Here is an 18,645-nt window from a genome sequence, read left to right as displayed (position 1 = left end):
GTCCATTCAATGCAGCACTCCATCTGTTTTCACCAACCACAGACTCTCTATATAGAAGGAACTGCATTTACTCCTCTTTATCATTGCCCATTTTATATAGTATTATTATAATACATAAACGATTTCTTAAGCAATATTAGATGCTATAAATCATTAAACAAATCAGCATAATCAGTAACGTAATTGTACCGATAATAAGTAAAAATGAACTAGAGAAACCCAATGCTTCAGAAGGAGGTCGCATTTCATCATCTTCTATAGTAGACTTCAATTTGAAAGCTTTCCTCATGCTGATCGTAAATATGTCGAACACTCCTGTGCGGATGACAAAAACCCACAAACCTAAAAAAAGTAAAATCCCTCCGTAAACAAACGAGCTGTTTATGTATGATAATAAGGTGAGTTCATCTGTTCTCAAAATCGCGGTAAGGAAGATTAGCATTTGAATAATTAATAATGAAAAAATCATTTTTTTCAACTTGTGCACCTCAATTCTTATCAATTGTAGAAGAAATCCAAAAAAAAATCAAAAAAATATTTATTTATCGTAGACGCAGAAAACGCTTACAAATCCAACATTCTAGCGACTTATTGTAATATGAATGTAACGAAATTGTTACAAGAGTGTAAAAATTAGAGAAAAAGTTCTGTACAAGGAAAAAATAATATGTATAATTAGCTATGTACCAATTTTTCAGAAAATTCGAGGGGGTCAATTTAGTGAAGAACAGTAAGATTTTTTGGCTACTAAGCCTAGTTTTAGTTCTTAGTGCTTTTCTAGCAGCATGTGGCGGCGATGATGAAGAGACTGGAACTGAACCAACAGACGGAAAAGATACGGCTGGGGAACCAGATGCAGAACAAGTTCTTAACTTAATGGAAAGCGCTGAAATTCCAACTATGGATATTTCATTAGCTGAAGATGCAGTTGCGTTTAACATTTTTAATAATGTTAACGAAGGTCTATTCCGTTTAAACAAAGAAAATGTAGCTGAACCAGCACTAGCAGATGGTGAACCTACTGTCAGCGAAGATGGATTAACTTACACATTCAAATTGCGCGATTCTAACTGGTCAGATGGTACACCGGTTACTGCGAATGACTTTGTTTACTCTTGGCAACGTTCAATTGATCCTGCTACAGGTTCTCCATACGGAGCTTACATGATGGCTGGTTCGATTGTAAATGCTACTGATATTGCTGCAGGAGACATGGAACCAACTGAACTTGGAGTTACTGCTGTAGACGACAACACTCTAGAAGTACAATTAGAGCGTCCAGTACCTTACTTCATGTCATTAATGTCTTTCCCAACTTTCTACCCACAGAACGAAGCTTTCATTTCTGAAAAAGGCGATGCTTACGCTTCTAACTCTGAAAACTTAATCTTTAACGGACCATTCACATTAACTGATTGGGACGGAACTGGTTTAACTTGGAAAATGCAGAAAAACCCTGAATACTGGGATGCTGAAACAGTTAAACTTGATACAATCAACGTAGACGTTGTAAAAGAACCTGCTACTGCAGTTAACCTTTACAACTCTGGTGAAAAAGATCGTGCTGGCTTAGCTGGTGAATTTGCAAGACAATATGCAAATGACGAAAACCTAGTAACTGACTTAGAACCAACTCTTTTCTACTTCAAACTTAACCAAGAACGTAATGGTGAAAAGAATGCCCTTGCAAACGTGAACATCCGTAAAGCAATTGCAAAAGGGTTTAACAAGCAAGATCTAGTTGACGTAGTATTAGCTAACGGTTCTCTACCGGCTAATTTCTTAGTACCAACTGAGTTTTCTTTTGATGAAAACAAGGCTGATTTCCGTGATGTTAACGGAGACCTAATTGAATTTAATGCTGAAGAAGCTGCTGAACATTGGGCTACTGGCCTTGAAGAATTAGGAGTGGAAGAAGTTACACTTGAAATCTTAGGTGGCGATACTGAAACTGCTAAAAACATGGATGCATACTTGAAAGATCAACTTGAAACAAATCTTGAAGGTTTGACAATCAACCTTAAAGCTGTACCTTTCGGAGTTCGTTTAGAACTTGATGAATCTCAGGACTATGACATTCAAACTGCTGGATGGGGACCTGATTACCAGGATCCTATGACTTTCATCGACTTGTTTGTTACTGGGTCTGCTCAAAACAAAATGTCTTACTCGAACTCAGAGTATGATGCTTTAGTTGAATCAGCTAAAGGCGAATTAGCAACAGATGCTGCTGGACGTTGGGAAGCAATGGCGAAAGCTGAGAAAATTCTATTAGATGATGCTGCAATCGCACCAATCTATCAGCGCGGAGCTATGGCTCTTCAACAACCATATGTTCACGACATTATCAAACACCCATTCGGCGGAGACTTCGCTTACAAATGGGCATACATTTCGGGCAAATAATAACTTAATCCCGCTACTGTGAAAACAAAATAGAGAGAGAGTATATCGCATATTTAGATTGATATACTCTCTTTTCTAATGCAAAGGAATTAACCGAAAATTGACCATTTTCTGCTAACTCATGAATGTTGCAAGTCCAAAGTCTAATAGGCAAGACTTGTTAAATAGAATTATTTTTGGAGGTGCACTATGGCGAAGTATATAGGCAAGCGTTTAATTTATATGGTGATCACTTTAGCATTGATTGCTACATTTACTTTTTTCTTAATGAAAATTTTACCAGGTTCCCCCGTCGCTTCCGCAGATAAATTATCTCCAGAACAAAGGGCAGTCGTCGAAGCAAGATACGGATTGGATAAACCACTGCCAGTTCAGTATTTTGACTATATGTTTGGTTTAGTACAAGGTGATTTAGGAATTTCCATTAACCAATTCAAAGGTGCGGACGTTACAGATGTCATTTTAAGCCGAATGGGTCCTTCAGCTCAAATAGGTTTCCAAGGAATGGTGTTGGGAACTGTTTTAGGTATTCTTTTGGGGATGATTGCTGCTTTAAGACAAAACACTTGGGTTGATTACACCAGTACGTTTGTAGCAATTGTCGGAATATCGATTCCTTCCTTCGTCTTTGCTTCATTATTGCAATATTGGTTTGGGTTGAAATGGGATTTATTCCCTGTTGCTTTATGGAATGATGGCTTTATGTCAAGTGTTCTTCCATCTGTCGCATTAGCAATGTTCCCGCTTGCTACGGCAGCACGTTTTATCCGAACTGAAATGATTGAAGTTCTTGGGTCAGACTATATTACGTTAGCTAAAGCTAAAGGTGCGAGTGGATCTGAAATTGCATTCAAACATGCGTTTCGTAATGCATTGATTCCATTAATCACGGTATTAGGCCCAATGGCTGTAGCAATTCTTACAGGATCTCTAGTGGTTGAACAGATTTTCGCAATACCAGGTATTGGGGAACAATTTGTTAAATCGATTATGGTTAATGATTTTGCCATCATTATGGGAACTACTATCTTCTTCTCGGTATTCCTAATTGTGATTATCCTTTTAGTAGATATTTTGTATGGTGTCATTGATCCCCGTATCCGTCTTTCAGGAGGTAAAAATTAATGACTCAGAAATTTGATAAAATCCCAGAACTGCCAAAAGGTTCGTTTGAACGAATTACTTTGGACGCTAAGCAAGCTGAACGTATTACGAAGCCTAGCGTCAGTTTTTGGCAGGATGCTTGGTATCGTATTCGTAAAAATAAAGGCGCATTGTTTAGTTTAATCTTATTTGGACTAATCGTGATCATGTCATTTTTAGGACCAGTAATTAGTCCGTATGAGCCAAATGCTCAAACTATAACTCACGCTAACTTACCACCAAAAGTTCCTGGTATTGAAAAGTTAGGGATTTTAAATGGAGTTGGAACATTGGGTGGAGAAAAAGTCGACTTGTATGAACTGAAAAATGTTGAAGTCAATTATTGGTTTGGAACAGACGGACTGGGACGCGATATGTTCTCGCGTGTCTGGAAAGGTACACAAGTCTCTTTATTTATTGCGTTCGTAGCAGCAGCAATTGATATGCTGATCGGCGTAATTTATGGAGGCGTTTCTGGATATTTTGGTGGACGCATAGACGACTTTATGCAACGTATCGTTGAAATTCTAACCGGTATTCCGAACCTAGTTGTCGTAATTCTCTTTATCTTAATCATGGACCCAGGGATATTGGCCATCATCATTGCCTTAACCATCACTGGATGGACGGGCATGTCCCGAGTTGTTCGTGGACAAGTACTTAAATATAAGAGCCAAGAATTCGTTTTGGCAGCTCGAACTTTAGGTGCTAGTGATAGTCGTATTATTTGGAAGCATTTAATGCCAAACGTTTTAGGCGTAATCATCATCAATACGATGTTCACGATTCCAAGTGCTATCTTCTTCGAAGCTTTCTTAAGCTTTATCGGACTGGGGCTTCAAGCACCTGATGCATCACTTGGAACGTTGATTAACGATGGGTATGCATTAATTCAATTTGCGCCACATATTTTAGCATTCCCGGCCATCTTGTTAAGCTTAATCATGATTGCATTCAACTTGATTGGTGATGGACTTCGTGATGCCCTCGATCCGAAGATGAAAGATTAAGGAGGAAAGTTGAAAATGGAGAAAATATTACAAGTGAAAAACCTTGAACTTTCCTTTAACACCCAAGCTGGGGAAGTTAAAGCGATACGTGGGGTTAACTTTGATTTAAATAAAGGTGAAACTTTGGCAATCGTTGGGGAGTCGGGATCAGGTAAATCTGTTACGACAAAATCCATTATGCGCTTGCTACCAGAACAATCAGCGGAATTTAAAAATGGAGAAATTTTATTTAATGGTCGTGATTTGACAAAGCTGAGCGATAAAGAGATGCAAAAAATTCGCGGCAAAGAAATTTCGATGATTTTCCAAGATCCGATGACATCTTTGAACCCAACTATGCCGATTGGCCGACAATTAACAGAGCCATTATTAAAGCACCAAAAAATTAGCAAGACTGAAGCGAAAAAAGTGGCGATTGATTTGTTGCGTTTAGTTGGTATGCCGAAGCCTGAATTGCGTATGAAGCAATACCCACATCAATTCTCAGGTGGACAGCGTCAACGTATTGTAATTGCCATCTCATTGGCTTGTAATCCTAAAATCTTGATTGCAGATGAACCTACAACTGCACTTGATGTTACGATTCAAGCACAAATTCTTGAGTTGATGAAAGATTTGCAGAAAAAAATCGATACATCTATTATTTTCATTACACACGATCTTGGTGTAGTGGCGAACGTAGCAGATCGTGTAGCAGTTATGTATGGTGGTAAGATTGTTGAAATTGGAACGGTTGATGAGGTATTCTACAATCCGCAACATCCTTATACATGGGGCTTATTAAGTTCAATGCCTTCTTTGGATACGGAAGATGCCAAATTGTATGCAATTCCTGGAACACCTCCTGATTTATTGGATCCACCAAAAGGAGATGCCTTTGCTCTTCGTAGTGAGTATGCACTGAAAATCGATATGGAGCAAAACCCTCCATTTTTTAAAGTGAGTGACACGCATTCGGCTGCAACATGGTTATTGCATCCAGACGCACCTCAAGTAGAACCGCCGTTGACTGTTATTGAACGCATGAAGAAATTCCCAAGAAGCAGATATTATGAAGGGGGCGCGGTGTAATGGCTGAGAAATTACTCGAAATTAAAAACCTGAAACAATATTTCAATATCGGTAAAGCGAATGAAGTCCGCGCAGTAGATGATATTAGCTTCGATATTTACAGAGGAGAAACTTTAGGATTAGTTGGCGAGTCTGGTTGTGGGAAATCTACAACAGGTCGTTCGATTATCCGGTTATACGATGCAACAGATGGCGATGTTTTCTATGAAGGTGAAAATGTTCATGGGAAAAAATCGAAAAAAGACTTGAAAAAATTCAATCGTAAAATGCAAATGATTTTCCAAGATCCTTATGCATCTCTAAATCAGCGCATGAAAGTAATGGATATTATTGCTGAAGGCATCGATATCCATGGCTTAGCAAAAAATCAAACTGAACGCAAAAAGATGGTTTATGATTTATTAGAAACAGTTGGATTAAATAAAGAGCACGCAAACCGTTACCCGCATGAATTCTCAGGGGGGCAGCGTCAGCGTCTTGGAATTGCTCGTGCTTTGGCAGTGGATCCGGATTTCATCATTGCCGACGAGCCAATCTCTGCATTGGATGTTTCAATTCAAGCACAGGTTGTAAACCTGCTGAAAGAACTTCAAGTTGAAAAGGGATTAACATTCCTATTCATCGCGCATGATTTGTCGATGGTTAAATACATCTCAGATCGTATCGGAGTTATGTATTTTGGAAGATTAGTAGAGCTAGCACCTGCTGAAGAGCTATATAACAATCCATTGCATCCATATACGCAATCATTGTTATCTGCGATTCCGCTTCCAGATCCAAACTATGAACGAAACCGGGTTCGTAAATCATACGACCCTGCCGTTCACGAATACACAAAAGCTGACGATGTTCGAATGAGAGAAATCAGCCCTGGCCATTTTGTTCAATGTTCAGAGCGTGAACTTGAGTCAATCAAAGCAGCAGCAGCAGTAAATAAATAAAAAAACGATGTCCTCTGGGGCATCGTTTTTTTTACGCTTTTAACATCTTTTCGTTTTAGAGCAACTATTTTACTTTAAGTAGTCAGAAAAATGATAGAATGGAAGAATAATGGATAACATCAACCAACTGGATTTTTAATCCATAACTGATTGATAATAGATTCAATTGTCAAAGTAGAAAGGAAGTGCGGAAAATGACCACAACCTGGAAGTGGCTAGCTATTTGTGCAGTAAGTATTGGTTTGGCAATTGCAGGAAACGTGCATGCAGCTGAATATGAAAAAACGCCTGACTTTACGCCACGAACTTATCATACAGTTCAACTCGACTCACAAGTGTTAGCGTCATCTGGTTTATTTAAGTTTGATTCAGGACTTGAGTTCACTTATCCAGATGCTGTTCGAGGAATTTTCGTTACGGCCCATTCTGCTGGAGGAGAACGATTTAATTCGCTAATCAATCTTGTTGAGACAACAGACTTAAACGCAATGGTCATTGATATAAAAGAAGACTTAGGTCATTTAACATACATACCTGAAGAAGGTTCTTCGTTAGCAGAGCTGGAGATTGGTCAAAGGTTGATAAAGGACCCAAGAGGGATGTTAGAAAAATTAGAAGAAAAAGAGATCTATCCGATCGCACGCGTCGTTGTATTTAAAGATACCGTGTTAGCGGAAAGTCGACATGACTTGACCTTTATGGACGAAGATCAAGTGTGGAAGAATAACCGCGGTGACTCATTTGTGAATCCGTTTCTTAGAGAAGTTTGGGATTATAATGTGCAAATTGCCATTGAAGCTGCAAAGCTTGGGTTTAAAGAAATCCAATTTGATTACGTCCGCTTTCCAGAAGGGTTTGAACGTCGGGCAGATGATTTAAGTTACTCATTTGGTGAATATGAGGACTCTGGGGCTGACTCTATACAAAGAAGAGTAGACGCAGTAACAGACTTTGTTGCGTACGCGAAAGAACAATTAGAGCCTTATGGAGTAGAAGTATCGGTTGATATATTTGGCTATGCTGCGACATTGCCAGAAGCCCCTGGCATTGGTCAGAACTTTTCAAAGATTTCAGAAAAAGTAGATGTCATTTCATCTATGATTTACCCAAGCCATTGGACGTCTTATTTTGGGATCTCTAAACCGGACTTAGAACCTTATCAATTAGTAAGTGAATATGCGAAAGTAGAAAATAAGGTTTTAGGAGCATTAGAAAATCCACCTGTTTCAAGGCCTTGGCTTCAAGATTTTACAGCAAGTTATTTAGGTGCAGGCAATTATAAACGGTATGGAAAAGCAGAAGTAGAGGCACAGATTAAAGCTTTAAATGAGCAAGGGATAAAAGAATTCCTTCTTTGGAATGCGGGTAACTCTTATTCAAAAGGTGTAGACTATACCCCTTGAGCCATTATATTGCAAGAGGAGTATTTCTTTATAAAAATTTTGCTATTACGGAACTTTTCTTATGTTCAAACGTAGTATATAAGTATAGAAGTTATTTTCAAAAAGAATTTATAAATGAGAATAAAAAAGTATAGTTTGGAAGTTTGCAACAACTATAAATGGGGTAAATTTATTATGTAGTAGTAAAAGTATAATGAATATATAGTCAAATTGTGACAAAAAGCTTGTAAATTAAATTTTTTATCAAGATACACTATTAAATCAACTACATCCATTGTATAATGAATGTAGAGCCTCTAAACTATAATGATTCTAAATTGGGAAATGAATTACATTAAATTTTCATGAATCCGAAAGGAAGTGCTCCATTATGATGGTTACATTATTTACTTCTCCGAGCTGCACATCTTGCAGAAAAGCAAAAGCTTGGCTAGAGGAACACGACATTCCATATACAGAACGCAATATTTTCTCGGAACCACTTACAATTAGTGAAATCAAAGAAATTTTACGTATGACTGAAGACGGTACAGATGAAATTATCTCTACGCGTTCTAAAATATTCCAAAAATTGAATGTAGATGTTGAAAGTTTACCACTTCAGCGTTTGTATGAGCTAATCCAAGAACATCCTGGATTACTCCGCCGTCCGATTATCATGGACGAAAAACGTCTACAGGTCGGGTATAATGAGGATGAGATTCGTCGATTCCTACCGCGTAAAGTTAGAGCTTATCAATTGCTAGAAGCTCAGCGAATGGTAAACTAACAATAATCAAACTAGCTGTCCGGTCTTTATGGTATTTCATAAGAGATCTCGGGCAGCTTTTCTGTATATTAAATTAGTTGCATTTCTCAGTTAAGTACATTAAACTCTATGTACTTGCAATCGATTTAGATAATAGGCATAAACTTTTTCTTTAGTTATAAATAAAGTTATACTAGTTAGAAGTAACATAGCACGGCTCTGAGTAATGTTCTCTTAGTCCAAACCGTAAAGGAGAGGTGTAAAATGGAAATAGAACGCATAAACGATAACACAGTTAAATTTTACATTTCCTATCTCGACGTTGAAGAGCGAGGGTTTAGCCGTGACGAAATCTGGTTTAACAGAGATAAAAGTGAAGAGCTTTTTTGGGAAATGATGGATGAAGTCAACGAAGAAGCCGATTTCGTAATGGAAGGTCCACTTTGGATCCAAGTCCAAGCAATGGAAAAAGGGCTTGAGGTTACTGTGACACGCGCTCAACTAACAAAAGATGGGCAAAAGCTTGACTTGCCTGATGATATAGAAGAACGTCGTAAAATGTTTGCAAGTGAAGATACGGAGACACCGGAATTTGATGAATTCGAACCGGTCTTCGATGAACCTGAAGTTAAAAAACTTGAATACACATTTGTTTTTTTCAGAAGTGGAAGAATTGCTACCGATTGCACGTCGCTTAATTTATGTGCCAATCGAATCTTCAGTGTACCATTTTGAAAATAAATACTACTTGCACACTAGTTTTGATGACGTCCTTCACTCAGAAGAAGACATTAAAAACAATGTCAGCATCATCTCTGAGTACCTGCGTTCATCCCCAGTGACGATTCATCGACTTGAAGAATATGGAAAACCGGTTTTCAAAGAAGATGCACTCGCAAATATCCTTCATTATTTCGGCTAAGGTCTCCTTTACAGGAGATCTTTTTTATTGCCAAAATTCTCTGGATTTCATAGACTGGTAAAAAGGAGAGTGATTTGTATATTAGTTGCTACAACGACACAACAACAGTTGTTTTTTCTAACAGGAAAGTACACACGACAGGAATTGTTAGAAATTCGTCTGCGCGAACACTTTTTCTGTCCGACTTGTCAGGCTCCACTACTTTTGAAAATTGGAGAAATCAATATTCCGCATTTTGCACATAAAACTCTTTCAACCTGCCAGCATTTCAGCGAACCAGAATCCTCTTTACATCTACAAGGAAAACTTCTTCTTTATCAATTCTTCAACCAATTAAACTTCAAAGCTGAATTAGAAAAGTATTTATCAGAAATTCGTCAACGAGCTGATTTATTAGTTGATAAAAAGTATGTCATTGAATTTCAATGTAGCACAATACCTGTTTCACAGCTTATACAACGTTCCCAAGGCTATCAACAACTTAGTATGTATCCGATTTGGTTAAAGGGCTTAAAAGAGCCTTGTCGTGAAGGAGTAGGGCTATTACATCTGAAGTCCCATGAAGTTGCAATGATGCAGAAAGTTGGGCAACTTTCATACATTTTATTATTTTATCCACCTGCTAATCAGTTTTATTATTATTCGAATTTGTTTTATGTCAGTGCAAGTCGTTGGGTAGGCAAAACCAAATCACTCTCGGCAACAAAACAAGTTTTTCCTTTTGCATTGCCAAAGCCTCTATCAAAAGATGAGTTCAATCTTGTATTGGGGATTTTTTATCATGCAAAAAAACAATATATTCGTAGTCAATTGTATGCAGGCAATCGAGTTAGAAATCTATATTGTCGTTTGTGTTATGAATTACGTTTAGATGTTACTAACGTGCCCAATCTATTCGGTATTCCTTTACTAGGTGCTGAATGTTTTAAGCAGCCTGCTATTTTGTGGCAATTACAAGTAGTTGAGGCTTACGAAAAAGGAGTTGGCATCGATCGATTGATTCAAACAGGGAAGTTAACTTTAAGCGATTCTGAAAAACAACAGCAAGCAATAGATCTAACTGCGAACTATATTGCACTTTATTTGAAGTACAAAGACAAAACAGTAGATAATTCCAATATTTTGGATATTGTCTATGATAACTATTGCAAAAACGTGGGAAAATTGAGAAAATAAGATGTAGTTCGTTTCCCGAAAGAAAGGGATAGAGGAGGAAGTTAAATGGCTGAGAAGGTATTGGCAAGAGAAGAAGTTCCAACAGAATTGACCTGGAAATTAGAAGATATATTTGAAACCGATGAACTTTGGGAAAAAGAGTTCGCAGAAGTTTCGGCTCTTAGCAACAAAGCAGAGTCATTCCAGGGAACATTAAACGAAAGTGCTGAAGCGTTATACGAAGTAATGGTTTATCAAGATGAATTGACAGAACGTTTAAGACGTCTTTATACGTATTCGCATATGCGTTATGACCAAGATACGACTAACTCTAAATATCAGGCATTAGATAGCCGGATTAAATCATTGTTTGCTAAAGTATCGGCAGGGCTGTCATTTATGACGCCAGAAATTTTAGCGATCGAGGAATCTGTACTGAATGAATACGTAGAAAGTCATGAAGGCTTGGGGGTATACAAACAAGCTCTTGAAGAATTGAATTTGATGCGTCCGCATGTTTTACCGGCAGAGCAAGAATCTTTGCTAGCTCAAATGTCTGAAGTAAGCCGTGCATCGTCAGAAACTTTTGGTATGTTAAATAATGCGGATCTTGAATTTCCAGAAATCGAAGATGAGTCAGGGGAAAAAGTACAAATTACACACGGCAATTATATCCGTTTCCTTGAAGGAAAAGACCGCCGTGTACGTGAAGATGCATTTAAAGCTGTTTATGCAACATACGGCAAATTCCGCAATACGTTTGCCTCCACATTGTCAGGTAACATCAAAAAAGATAATGTTAGTGCGCGAATTCGTAAATTTGAATCAGCACGTCAGGCAGCTTTAGCGGATGATCATATCCCAGAAGCAGTTTATGACAATTTGGTGGAAACGGTAAATAATAATCTTCACTTATTGCATCGCTATTCAGCTTTGCGTAAAGAAGTGCTCGGACTCGATAAAGTTCATATGTGGGATTTGCACACGCCATTAGTCAAAGAAGTAAAAATGGAAATGCCATATGAAAAAGCGACGGGCGTCATGCTTAATGGCCTTGAAGCTTTAGGTGAAGAATACGTAGGGATTGTTAAAGAAGGCATCGACAATCGCTGGGTAGATGTCAAAGAAAACAAAGGCAAGCGGAGTGGAGCCTATTCATCAGGAGCCTATGGTACCAACCCGTATATTTTGATGAACTGGCAAGACAACGTAGACAATTTGTATACATTAGCGCATGAATTCGGTCACAGTGTTCATAGCTATTACACACGCAAAAATCAACCATACGTGTATGGCGATTACTCGATCTTTGTTGCAGAGGTAGCGTCTACAACAAACGAAGCATTATTAAATGAGTATATGGTGAAGTCTACTGACGATGACCAAGAGCGTATATACTTATTAAACCACTGGCTTGATGGCTTCCGTGGAACAGTGTTCCGTCAAACAATGTTTGCAGAGTTTGAACATTTGATCCACAAAATGGACCAAGACGGCGAAGCATTAACAGCGGACCGTTTAACAGAAGTATATTATGAACTAAATCAAAAATATTACGGACCAGATGTTGTGTCCGACGAGGAAATTGGTATGGAGTGGGCGCGCATTCCGCACTTTTACTATAATTATTACGTCTTCCAATACGCTACAGGATTTAGTGCCGCGACAGCACTTAGCAAAGGAATCCTTGAAGAAGGACAACCTGCAGTCGATCGGTACATTAACGAATTCTTAAAAGCAGGAAGCTCGGATTACCCGATTGAAGTATTGAAAAAAGCGGGTGTTGACATGACGCAGTCAAAAGCAATTGAAGAAGCGTGCATGGTTTTTGAGGAAAAGCTGAACGAACTTGAAAAGCTTTTATTAAATAAATAAAGTGTTGAAAAAAGAAACAACCTTATTAAGGTTGTTTCTTTTTATTATATAAGAATAACAAATTAGTGCCACAAAAGAGAAGGGGTAATGATAATTATGACAAATTTGTGAAACAACTTGTGAATTATTGATTTAACTATTATTCCGTGATAAGATTATGTTGTGAAATAAATCACATACAAACATACACCCCTTTGTTTGAGCGTGAACATTTCTCCCATCCCCTTTGTGTAATATAGAAAGGCGCCTTCCGGACGTGGAAGGCGCCTTTCACTTTTTCTTAAATAAATCGCGTTGGTTTCCTAATTATTGGATTTACTGTCCGTTTGCGTCTGAATACTGTCGGAATTGGAAAAATACTGTCCAAAATAACCGGAATACTGTCCAAATTCGAGAAATACTGTCGAAAGCTATTTTGAGCATCATATATACAATAAAAAAATAACCTGCATCCCAAAAATGGGATGCAGGTTATTTTACTTTCCATAAAGTTTCTTTTGGCATAGAGATGCGCTCTATTTTTTGTTGTAACACTTGTTTTTTCAGTTCACACTCTGCTGCTTGTTCAGAAATATTATATATAGAAGCAATTTCTCTTGTAGCCATCGTCGTATATTTAGTAAAAAGGTCGTCTAAAGGAGGAGGGGTTTGACGATTCAAATTTTCTTCTCCCATCATCTCCTGTAAAATGGTTTGGTACACATCGTATGAATAAAGTCCGGATATTTTTACACCTTCATCTTCAATGCATTCATTGAAAAAGACAATGCTCGGCACTTCGTTAATCTCCATTTCACGGGTAATCTGTAAATCGCATTGGAAAGCTTTTGCGGTATGTACAGAATGGAAGTCCGATTTAAACTCTTCTTGATCAAGTTCTGCTTCTTCCGCAATTTCCAACAAAACGCTGTAAGAAGAAACATCTTTCGATTGAAGAAATAAATGCTCTTGTAATTTATGCAAGAAACGGTTTCCAGAACGTTTTCCTTGAAGTTCCGCCGCTTTGATGGCAACAGAAGGCAACACAGGATGGGTTAAGTTTTCAGTGTCGATATTTGCAGATAAGATGCTTTTATTTAAATTGAATAGTTGCGTGCTTAACACGGTCCGCATAGAAAAATAATGGCCGTATTCGATTTGCAATTTTCGAATGACTCCCTGCAATTCCCAACATTCTGGGTTTAAGGGATCTACAAAGACATATAGTTCCATTGGTTTAAAAGTATTCACAGGTTCGTGAACTTCTTCGACCAAATCTAAGTTGTTCACTCCAATTCCTCCTCACTATCAGACTCATTGACCATGTGATGGGCAGTTAAAACGAGTCGGTTGTATAAGGTTTCACGGAATTTCCCGCTTAGTCCCACTTCATCCATTGCTTCACTCATGCACTCTAACCAAGCTTGGGCTCTAGCAGGTGTGATGGCAAATGGGTTATGTCTTGCTCTTAGTCTTGGATGACCATGTTCTTCTGAATAAATATTCGGTCCACCTAGATATTGAGTTAAAAATTGTTTTTGTTTACGGGCGGTTTCTGAAAGGTCATTTGGAAAAATAGGCTGCAGCTGTGGATGTGCCGCTACGCGAGCATAAAATGCGTCGACTAACTGTGATAATGTTTCCGCACCAATTTCATCGTACGGAATAATAGGTTTTCCAGTCATCATCGTGTCTCCTTTGCTTTAGCTGTAAATTCATTCTACCAACGGATCCCGAATATCTCAAACAAAGCGACTGATGACATGGGAAAAATAGGATGAAAAGCTACCGACCTTCAGCAGAATTCATAAAACGTGCTATTTTTTTATTTGCTGGACGTTCCGGAATTTCTTGCTGGTGGAGGAAGTTTAGGAAATTTAGGTGACCAGTTTCGGCGTCGGTAACTTCGTATTCCAATTCAAAATCTTCTTGCCCGTTGTATTCAGAGTGGTCAATCACCAATAAGCCACCGAGAAAATCAAATTCTACGCGATGAGTGGTTAATGTACCGATTAGATTTAACTGTGAAGGTGAGACATCTAGTGTCAGAAGAGCATCTTTCACTTCAGTTGCATCAAAGCTTGTTAATGCAAGCATGTGTTGTGCCTGTTCTTCAGTCAATTGATCAGTGATTTCATAATGACCAACAGAGGCGGGGATTTTCAATGTGCATTCAAATCGCTCGTTTTTATTGCGAATGCGAAGTGCGCTTAGTTGCTTTTTCAATTGGAAATCAGCTGTATCAAAATAATGATTGTGCTGGGTTACAGGACCATTATGGAAATCGGTAAAATCTTCTAGCAAACGGCTATACTCTTGTTGGGTCAGCATGTTTTTAAATTCAATTTCGAGTTCTTTTGTCATTGGAAGCACCTCTCTAGTAATTTCATTATCGGATAGTTCAGTGCAAACTGCAACGAATGACAGAGCTGTGGTAAAATATCATTATTAAGAAGCCAGAAAGGAAGGTTCGATTTGCATAAATTTGTGGCAGTAAAAAGAACTGAAATTACAGGGAATGAAATTGAATTTACTATCGAAGAAACTGAGCCAACAGAAGCGCTTGAGGCATCTGGGCAAATGCTTACAGATTCCGATAACCAAGCATTTGTTTATTTATTAGACACGGGGACGGATTATATTTATGTTCAGTTTTCTATACATACATGGCCAGCGATGACCAAAGCGCTTGAAGTGAAAAACGTTCCACTTTTGAAATGGGGCAAACAAATTATGCCATTATCAGAGTTTCACGAAGAACTATTGATGCTCGTGGATAACATAGAAGGCAATGACAATTACGGGGAAGAGTTCCGTACTGCTGTAGAACAAACATTTCATGAGGCACTTGCTTCACGATCTTAATAGGAGTGAGGGGGACTTGGGATGGGTCAATGGAATCGTTTTTTAACGCCATATAAACAGGCAGTAGATGAATTGAAAATCAAATTTAAAGGAATGCGTAGCCAATTTGAAAATGACAATACAAATTCACCAATCGAATTTGTGACAGGACGCGTCAAACCATTGGCTAGTATTTACGACAAAACATTAGAGAAAGGCATTCCATTCGAACCTTCTGAAAAACTAGCGCATCAATTGCAAGATATCGCGGGGATTCGGATGATGTGTCAATTTGTCGGAGATATTGAGACCGTAGTTGGCTTGTTGAGGCAGCGAAAAGATTTACGAATTATCGAGGAGAAAGACTATATTTCGAATGAAAAACAAAGCGGCTATCGCTCGTATCATGTGATTGTGGAATATCCGGTTCAAACGATTACTGGCGAGCAATTGATTTTAGCAGAAATCCAAATACGTACATTGGCCATGAATTTTTGGGCTTCAATTGAGCATTCCTTAAATTACAAATATAAAGGTGTTTTTCCAGAAGAGATAAAAAATCGGCTGCAACGTGCAGCAGAAGCGGCATTCCAATTGGATGAAGAAATGTCGCAAATACGGGATGAGATTCAAGAAGCACAAGCTTATTTCACTGAGTTTAAAGATTCACCCGGAACGCATTTTCGTAACGATAGAGAAGGAGGTCGAGCAGAACGATGAAATTTCATATCATATCGAGAACAGACAAATTATCCAATGAATTGATGGCCACTGCAAAGAATTACCTAGAGGATTTTGGCATGGAATGGAATGAGGAATCTCCAGACGTTGTGCTGTCGATTGGTGGGGACGGAACCTTGCTTCACGCTTTCCATAAATACAGTGAGAAACTAGCGGATGTAGCCTTTGTTGGAATACATACAGGCCATCTTGGGTTTTATGCCGATTGGAAACCAATTGAAATTGAAAAATTAGTCTTGTCTATCGCTAAAAAAGAATATGAAGTCATCGAATATCCATTGCTAGAAGTGAGTATTCACTATCAAAACTTAGACGATCCTGCCGTTTACTTAGCTTTAAATGAGTCTACTGTCAAATCGCCTGACGTTACATTGGTAATGGATGTCTTTTTAAACGAAAGTCATTTCGAACGTTTTAGAGGAGATGGACTGTGTATGTCGACTCCTTCGGGTAGTACTGCTTATAACAAAGCATTAGGCGGCGCGATTATTCACCCTTCATTGCAAGCTATGCAATTAACGGAGATGGCATCCATCAACAACCGGGTTTTCCGAACAGTTGGTTCACCATTGGTTTTGCCTGCTCATCATAGATGTGCATTGCGACCGGTTAAAGCTCCTGACTTTATGGTAACCGTTGACCACCTGCAATTGCTTCATAAAGATGTAAAGTCAATCGAATATAGAGTGGCTGACGAAAAAGTTCGATTTGCTCGTTTCCGTGCATTTCCATTTTGGCAACGCGTTCATGATTCCTTTATCGACAGTGAGCTTTCAGAGTGAACGCGATGAAACCTTTTCAATTAGCATATACTGCTGAAAACCCAGGCTTGCTGCGTGAGGCGTTGGGAGCTTGGGGTATCTCTAAACGGACTTTAGCTTCTGTTAAATATGGCGGTGGTCAAATATTAGTTAATGGTCAAGAAGTGACAGTTAGGCACGTCCTAGAAAAAGGCGATGCTGTAACAGTTATTTTTCCGAATGAAGAACATGGCAAAGGTTTGCTTGCAGAGGATGGCGACTTAGAAATTGTTTACGAAGATAAAGTATTGCTCATCGTGGAAAAGCCTCCGTTGCAAAATACCATCCCGTCACGTGAGCATCCTTTTGGCAGCTTAGCGAATATTGTTGCGAAACATTTTAATGACCATGGAATTCCTTCTACTTTGCATATAGCAACTCGACTTGATCGCGATACTTCAGGACTTGTTTGCATTGCAAAAAACCGCCACATTCATCATATGATTTCTCAGCAACAGCAAGAGAAAAAAATGAAGCGACGATATGAGGCGCTAGTTCATGGGCAAATCGATAAAACTGAATTTACAATAACAGCTCCAATTGGACGAAAAAATACGAGCATTATTGAGCGGGAAGTACGTGAAGATGGCCAATTTGCTGAAACTGAAGTTCGCGTGCTCAAAAACTTGCAAGGCTATTCGCACGTGAGTTTGCAATTGAATACGGGAAGAACGCATCAGATTCGTGTTCATCTAGCTTATATCGGTCATCCTTTAGTTGGGGACGATTTGTATGGCGGCAAACGTGACTTAGTGAATCGTCAAGCGCTGCATTGTACTGAGCTCGAGTTGATTCATCCGGTTTCAGGAAAGCGACTTTTTTTTCATTCAGCATTAAATGACGATATGCAATCTTTGCTTTAATCGTATATGTAAAAGCGATCAGGTTGATACGGTTGTAAAGAAGGTACCGAAACGATCTTTTTTTCGGGAAAACGAAAAGCACTGAGAGCACAGCCGAACACACAACCTGTATCAATATTGACGGTGTTGTTGATGAAATAAGGTTCTAGAGTGGGTGTATGACCATATACGACCCATTTATGCCCTTTATAAGATTTAGCCCAGTTACGCCGAACAGGGCGACCATCAGAATGGAATTTTCCTGTTATATCGCCGTATAGCACAAATACTGCAATACCTTTGCTTAAGGGCTTACCAATCATCTCGGCTTTTAAGCCGGCATGAGCAATGATTAAATCATTGTCTAACTGTTGGTAATGCGGGAGTTTTTCATAAAACTGGATATAGCGTTTTTTGAATTGTTGTTTTTCTAAAGAAGGCAGTTGTTCCCATTCAGCTACAGTCATTTCTAGTCCGTGAGCTAATTGTACATGATGCCCTTTGAAAAAACGGTAAAGTTTATTGCAGTGATTTCCTGGTGAATAATAAAGAATGTCTTCGTCTTGTAATGCGAACAATAAGCGCAACACATTTAATGATTCAGGGCCACGGTCCATTGCATCGCCGACAAAAGCAAGTTTTCTATTGTCAGGGTGAACGAAAATTGAGCCTTGTTGTTGGTAACCTAATTGTTCTATAAGCAATAGCAGCTCCTGATAGCAACCGTGAATATCCCCAATAATATCAAATTTCATCCTAAACACC

18 protein-coding genes, 1 pseudogene and 1 other annotated feature (1 of these 20 cut by a window edge) are annotated in these 18,645 nt (G+C 38.6%); of the genes and pseudogenes, 14 read left to right on the top strand and 5 right to left on the bottom strand.

The window, feature by feature from the left end:
* Window positions 1-93: a binding site (T-box leader), on the bottom strand (it extends 119 nt beyond the left edge of the window).
* A gap of 43 nt (window positions 94-136) precedes the next feature.
* Window positions 137-469: a DUF3899 domain-containing protein gene (locus tag BBI08_RS12105; RefSeq protein WP_237146590.1), complete on the bottom strand. Its 333-nt coding sequence runs from the start codon at window positions 467-469 to the stop codon at window positions 137-139.
* Window positions 470-720: 251 nt separating this feature from the next.
* On the opposite strand from BBI08_RS12105, the gene BBI08_RS12100 reads away from it, so the two are divergent.
* From BBI08_RS12100 to pepF, 10 genes and pseudogenes are all read left to right on the top strand, one after another.
* Entirely contained in the window at window positions 721-2,406 is a 1,686-nt protein-coding gene (locus BBI08_RS12100) for a peptide ABC transporter substrate-binding protein (protein WP_008498138.1), read from the top strand.
* 189 nt (window positions 2,407-2,595) lie between these two features.
* Window positions 2,596-3,531: an oligopeptide ABC transporter permease gene (gene opp3b / locus BBI08_RS12095; protein ID WP_065528145.1), complete on the top strand. Its 936-nt coding sequence runs from the start codon at window positions 2,596-2,598 to the stop codon at window positions 3,529-3,531.
* Entirely contained in the window at window positions 3,531-4,559 is a 1,029-nt protein-coding gene (opp3C, locus tag BBI08_RS12090; protein ID WP_008498135.1) for an oligopeptide ABC transporter permease, read from the top strand. Before opp3b ends, opp3C begins: the two co-directional genes overlap by 1 nt.
* 15 nt (window positions 4,560-4,574) lie before the next feature.
* Window positions 4,575-5,630: an ABC transporter ATP-binding protein gene (locus BBI08_RS12085; RefSeq protein ID WP_065528144.1), complete on the top strand. Its 1,056-nt coding sequence runs from the start codon at window positions 4,575-4,577 to the stop codon at window positions 5,628-5,630.
* On the top strand, window positions 5,630-6,571 hold the full coding sequence (locus BBI08_RS12080) for an ABC transporter ATP-binding protein (RefSeq protein WP_008498134.1): 942 nt from the start codon (window positions 5,630-5,632) through the stop codon (window positions 6,569-6,571). The genes BBI08_RS12085 and BBI08_RS12080 overlap by 1 nt, the downstream gene beginning before the upstream one ends.
* A 194-nt stretch (window positions 6,572-6,765) precedes the next feature.
* Window positions 6,766-7,974 (top strand): putative glycoside hydrolase, encoded by a 1,209-nt coding sequence (locus BBI08_RS12075; RefSeq protein ID WP_065528143.1) that lies wholly within the window; start codon window positions 6,766-6,768, stop codon window positions 7,972-7,974.
* Between the two features lie 373 nt (window positions 7,975-8,347).
* A complete protein-coding gene (gene spxA / locus BBI08_RS12070) occupies window positions 8,348-8,743 on the top strand; it encodes a transcriptional regulator SpxA (protein WP_008429739.1) in 396 nt (131 codons plus the stop codon).
* Window positions 8,744-8,986: 243 nt separating this feature from the next.
* Window positions 8,987-9,644, top strand: a pseudogene (gene mecA, locus BBI08_RS17415) (adaptor protein MecA).
* Between the two features lie 27 nt (window positions 9,645-9,671).
* On the top strand, window positions 9,672-10,820 hold the full coding sequence (locus BBI08_RS12060; protein WP_008498132.1) for a competence protein CoiA: 1,149 nt from the start codon (window positions 9,672-9,674) through the stop codon (window positions 10,818-10,820).
* A gap of 45 nt (window positions 10,821-10,865) precedes the next feature.
* Entirely contained in the window at window positions 10,866-12,674 is a 1,809-nt protein-coding gene (pepF, locus tag BBI08_RS12055; protein WP_008498131.1) for an oligoendopeptidase F, read from the top strand.
* Window positions 12,675-13,145: 471 nt separating this feature from the next.
* Here pepF and BBI08_RS12050 read toward each other — a convergent pair whose 3' ends face one another.
* The 3 genes from BBI08_RS12050 to BBI08_RS12040 form a co-directional block, all read right to left on the bottom strand.
* Window positions 13,146-13,943: a ClpXP adapter SpxH family protein gene (locus BBI08_RS12050; RefSeq protein ID WP_008498130.1), complete on the bottom strand. Its 798-nt coding sequence runs from the start codon at window positions 13,941-13,943 to the stop codon at window positions 13,146-13,148.
* A complete protein-coding gene (locus BBI08_RS12045; RefSeq protein WP_040850917.1) occupies window positions 13,940-14,338 on the bottom strand; it encodes a globin domain-containing protein in 399 nt (132 codons plus the stop codon). The genes BBI08_RS12050 and BBI08_RS12045 overlap by 4 nt, the downstream gene beginning before the upstream one ends.
* Window positions 14,339-14,438: 100 nt before the next feature.
* Window positions 14,439-15,017: a CYTH domain-containing protein gene (locus tag BBI08_RS12040; protein WP_065528142.1), complete on the bottom strand. Its 579-nt coding sequence runs from the start codon at window positions 15,015-15,017 to the stop codon at window positions 14,439-14,441.
* Window positions 15,018-15,128: 111 nt separating this feature from the next.
* Here BBI08_RS12040 and BBI08_RS12035 point away from each other — a divergent pair, with 111 nt between their 5' ends.
* Genes BBI08_RS12035 through BBI08_RS12020 form a run of 4 tightly spaced genes read left to right on the top strand, consistent with a single transcriptional unit; the run spans window position 15,129 to window position 17,901 of the window.
* A complete protein-coding gene (locus tag BBI08_RS12035) occupies window positions 15,129-15,518 on the top strand; it encodes a UPF0738 family protein (protein ID WP_008498126.1) in 390 nt (129 codons plus the stop codon).
* Between the two features lie 21 nt (window positions 15,519-15,539).
* Window positions 15,540-16,217, top strand: coding sequence for a GTP diphosphokinase (yjbM, locus tag BBI08_RS12030; RefSeq protein WP_008498125.1), 678 nt, complete (start codon window positions 15,540-15,542; stop codon window positions 16,215-16,217).
* Window positions 16,214-17,020: an NAD kinase gene (locus BBI08_RS12025; RefSeq protein ID WP_008498124.1), complete on the top strand. Its 807-nt coding sequence runs from the start codon at window positions 16,214-16,216 to the stop codon at window positions 17,018-17,020. Before yjbM ends, BBI08_RS12025 begins: the two co-directional genes overlap by 4 nt.
* A gap of 5 nt (window positions 17,021-17,025) precedes the next feature.
* Window positions 17,026-17,901 carry an RluA family pseudouridine synthase gene (locus BBI08_RS12020; RefSeq protein ID WP_065528141.1) on the top strand — a complete coding sequence of 292 codons (876 nt, stop codon included), beginning with the start codon at window positions 17,026-17,028 and terminating at the stop codon, window positions 17,899-17,901.
* Here BBI08_RS12020 and prpE read toward each other — a convergent pair.
* The gene (prpE, locus tag BBI08_RS12015) at window positions 17,898-18,635 is read right to left on the bottom strand and encodes a bis(5'-nucleosyl)-tetraphosphatase PrpE (protein WP_008498123.1); all 738 of its coding nucleotides are present in this window, start codon (window positions 18,633-18,635) and stop codon (window positions 17,898-17,900) included. The two genes, BBI08_RS12020 and prpE, sit on opposite strands and share 4 nt — an antisense overlap.
* Window positions 18,636-18,645 lie beyond the last annotated feature (10 nt).

It is taken from the genome of Planococcus halocryophilus, from assembly GCF_001687585.2.
GTDB lineage: Bacteria > Bacillota > Bacilli > Bacillales_A > Planococcaceae > Planococcus > Planococcus halocryophilus.
Note: the sequence above shows the minus strand (reverse complement) of the source record. Positions and strands in the feature narration are given on the sequence as shown.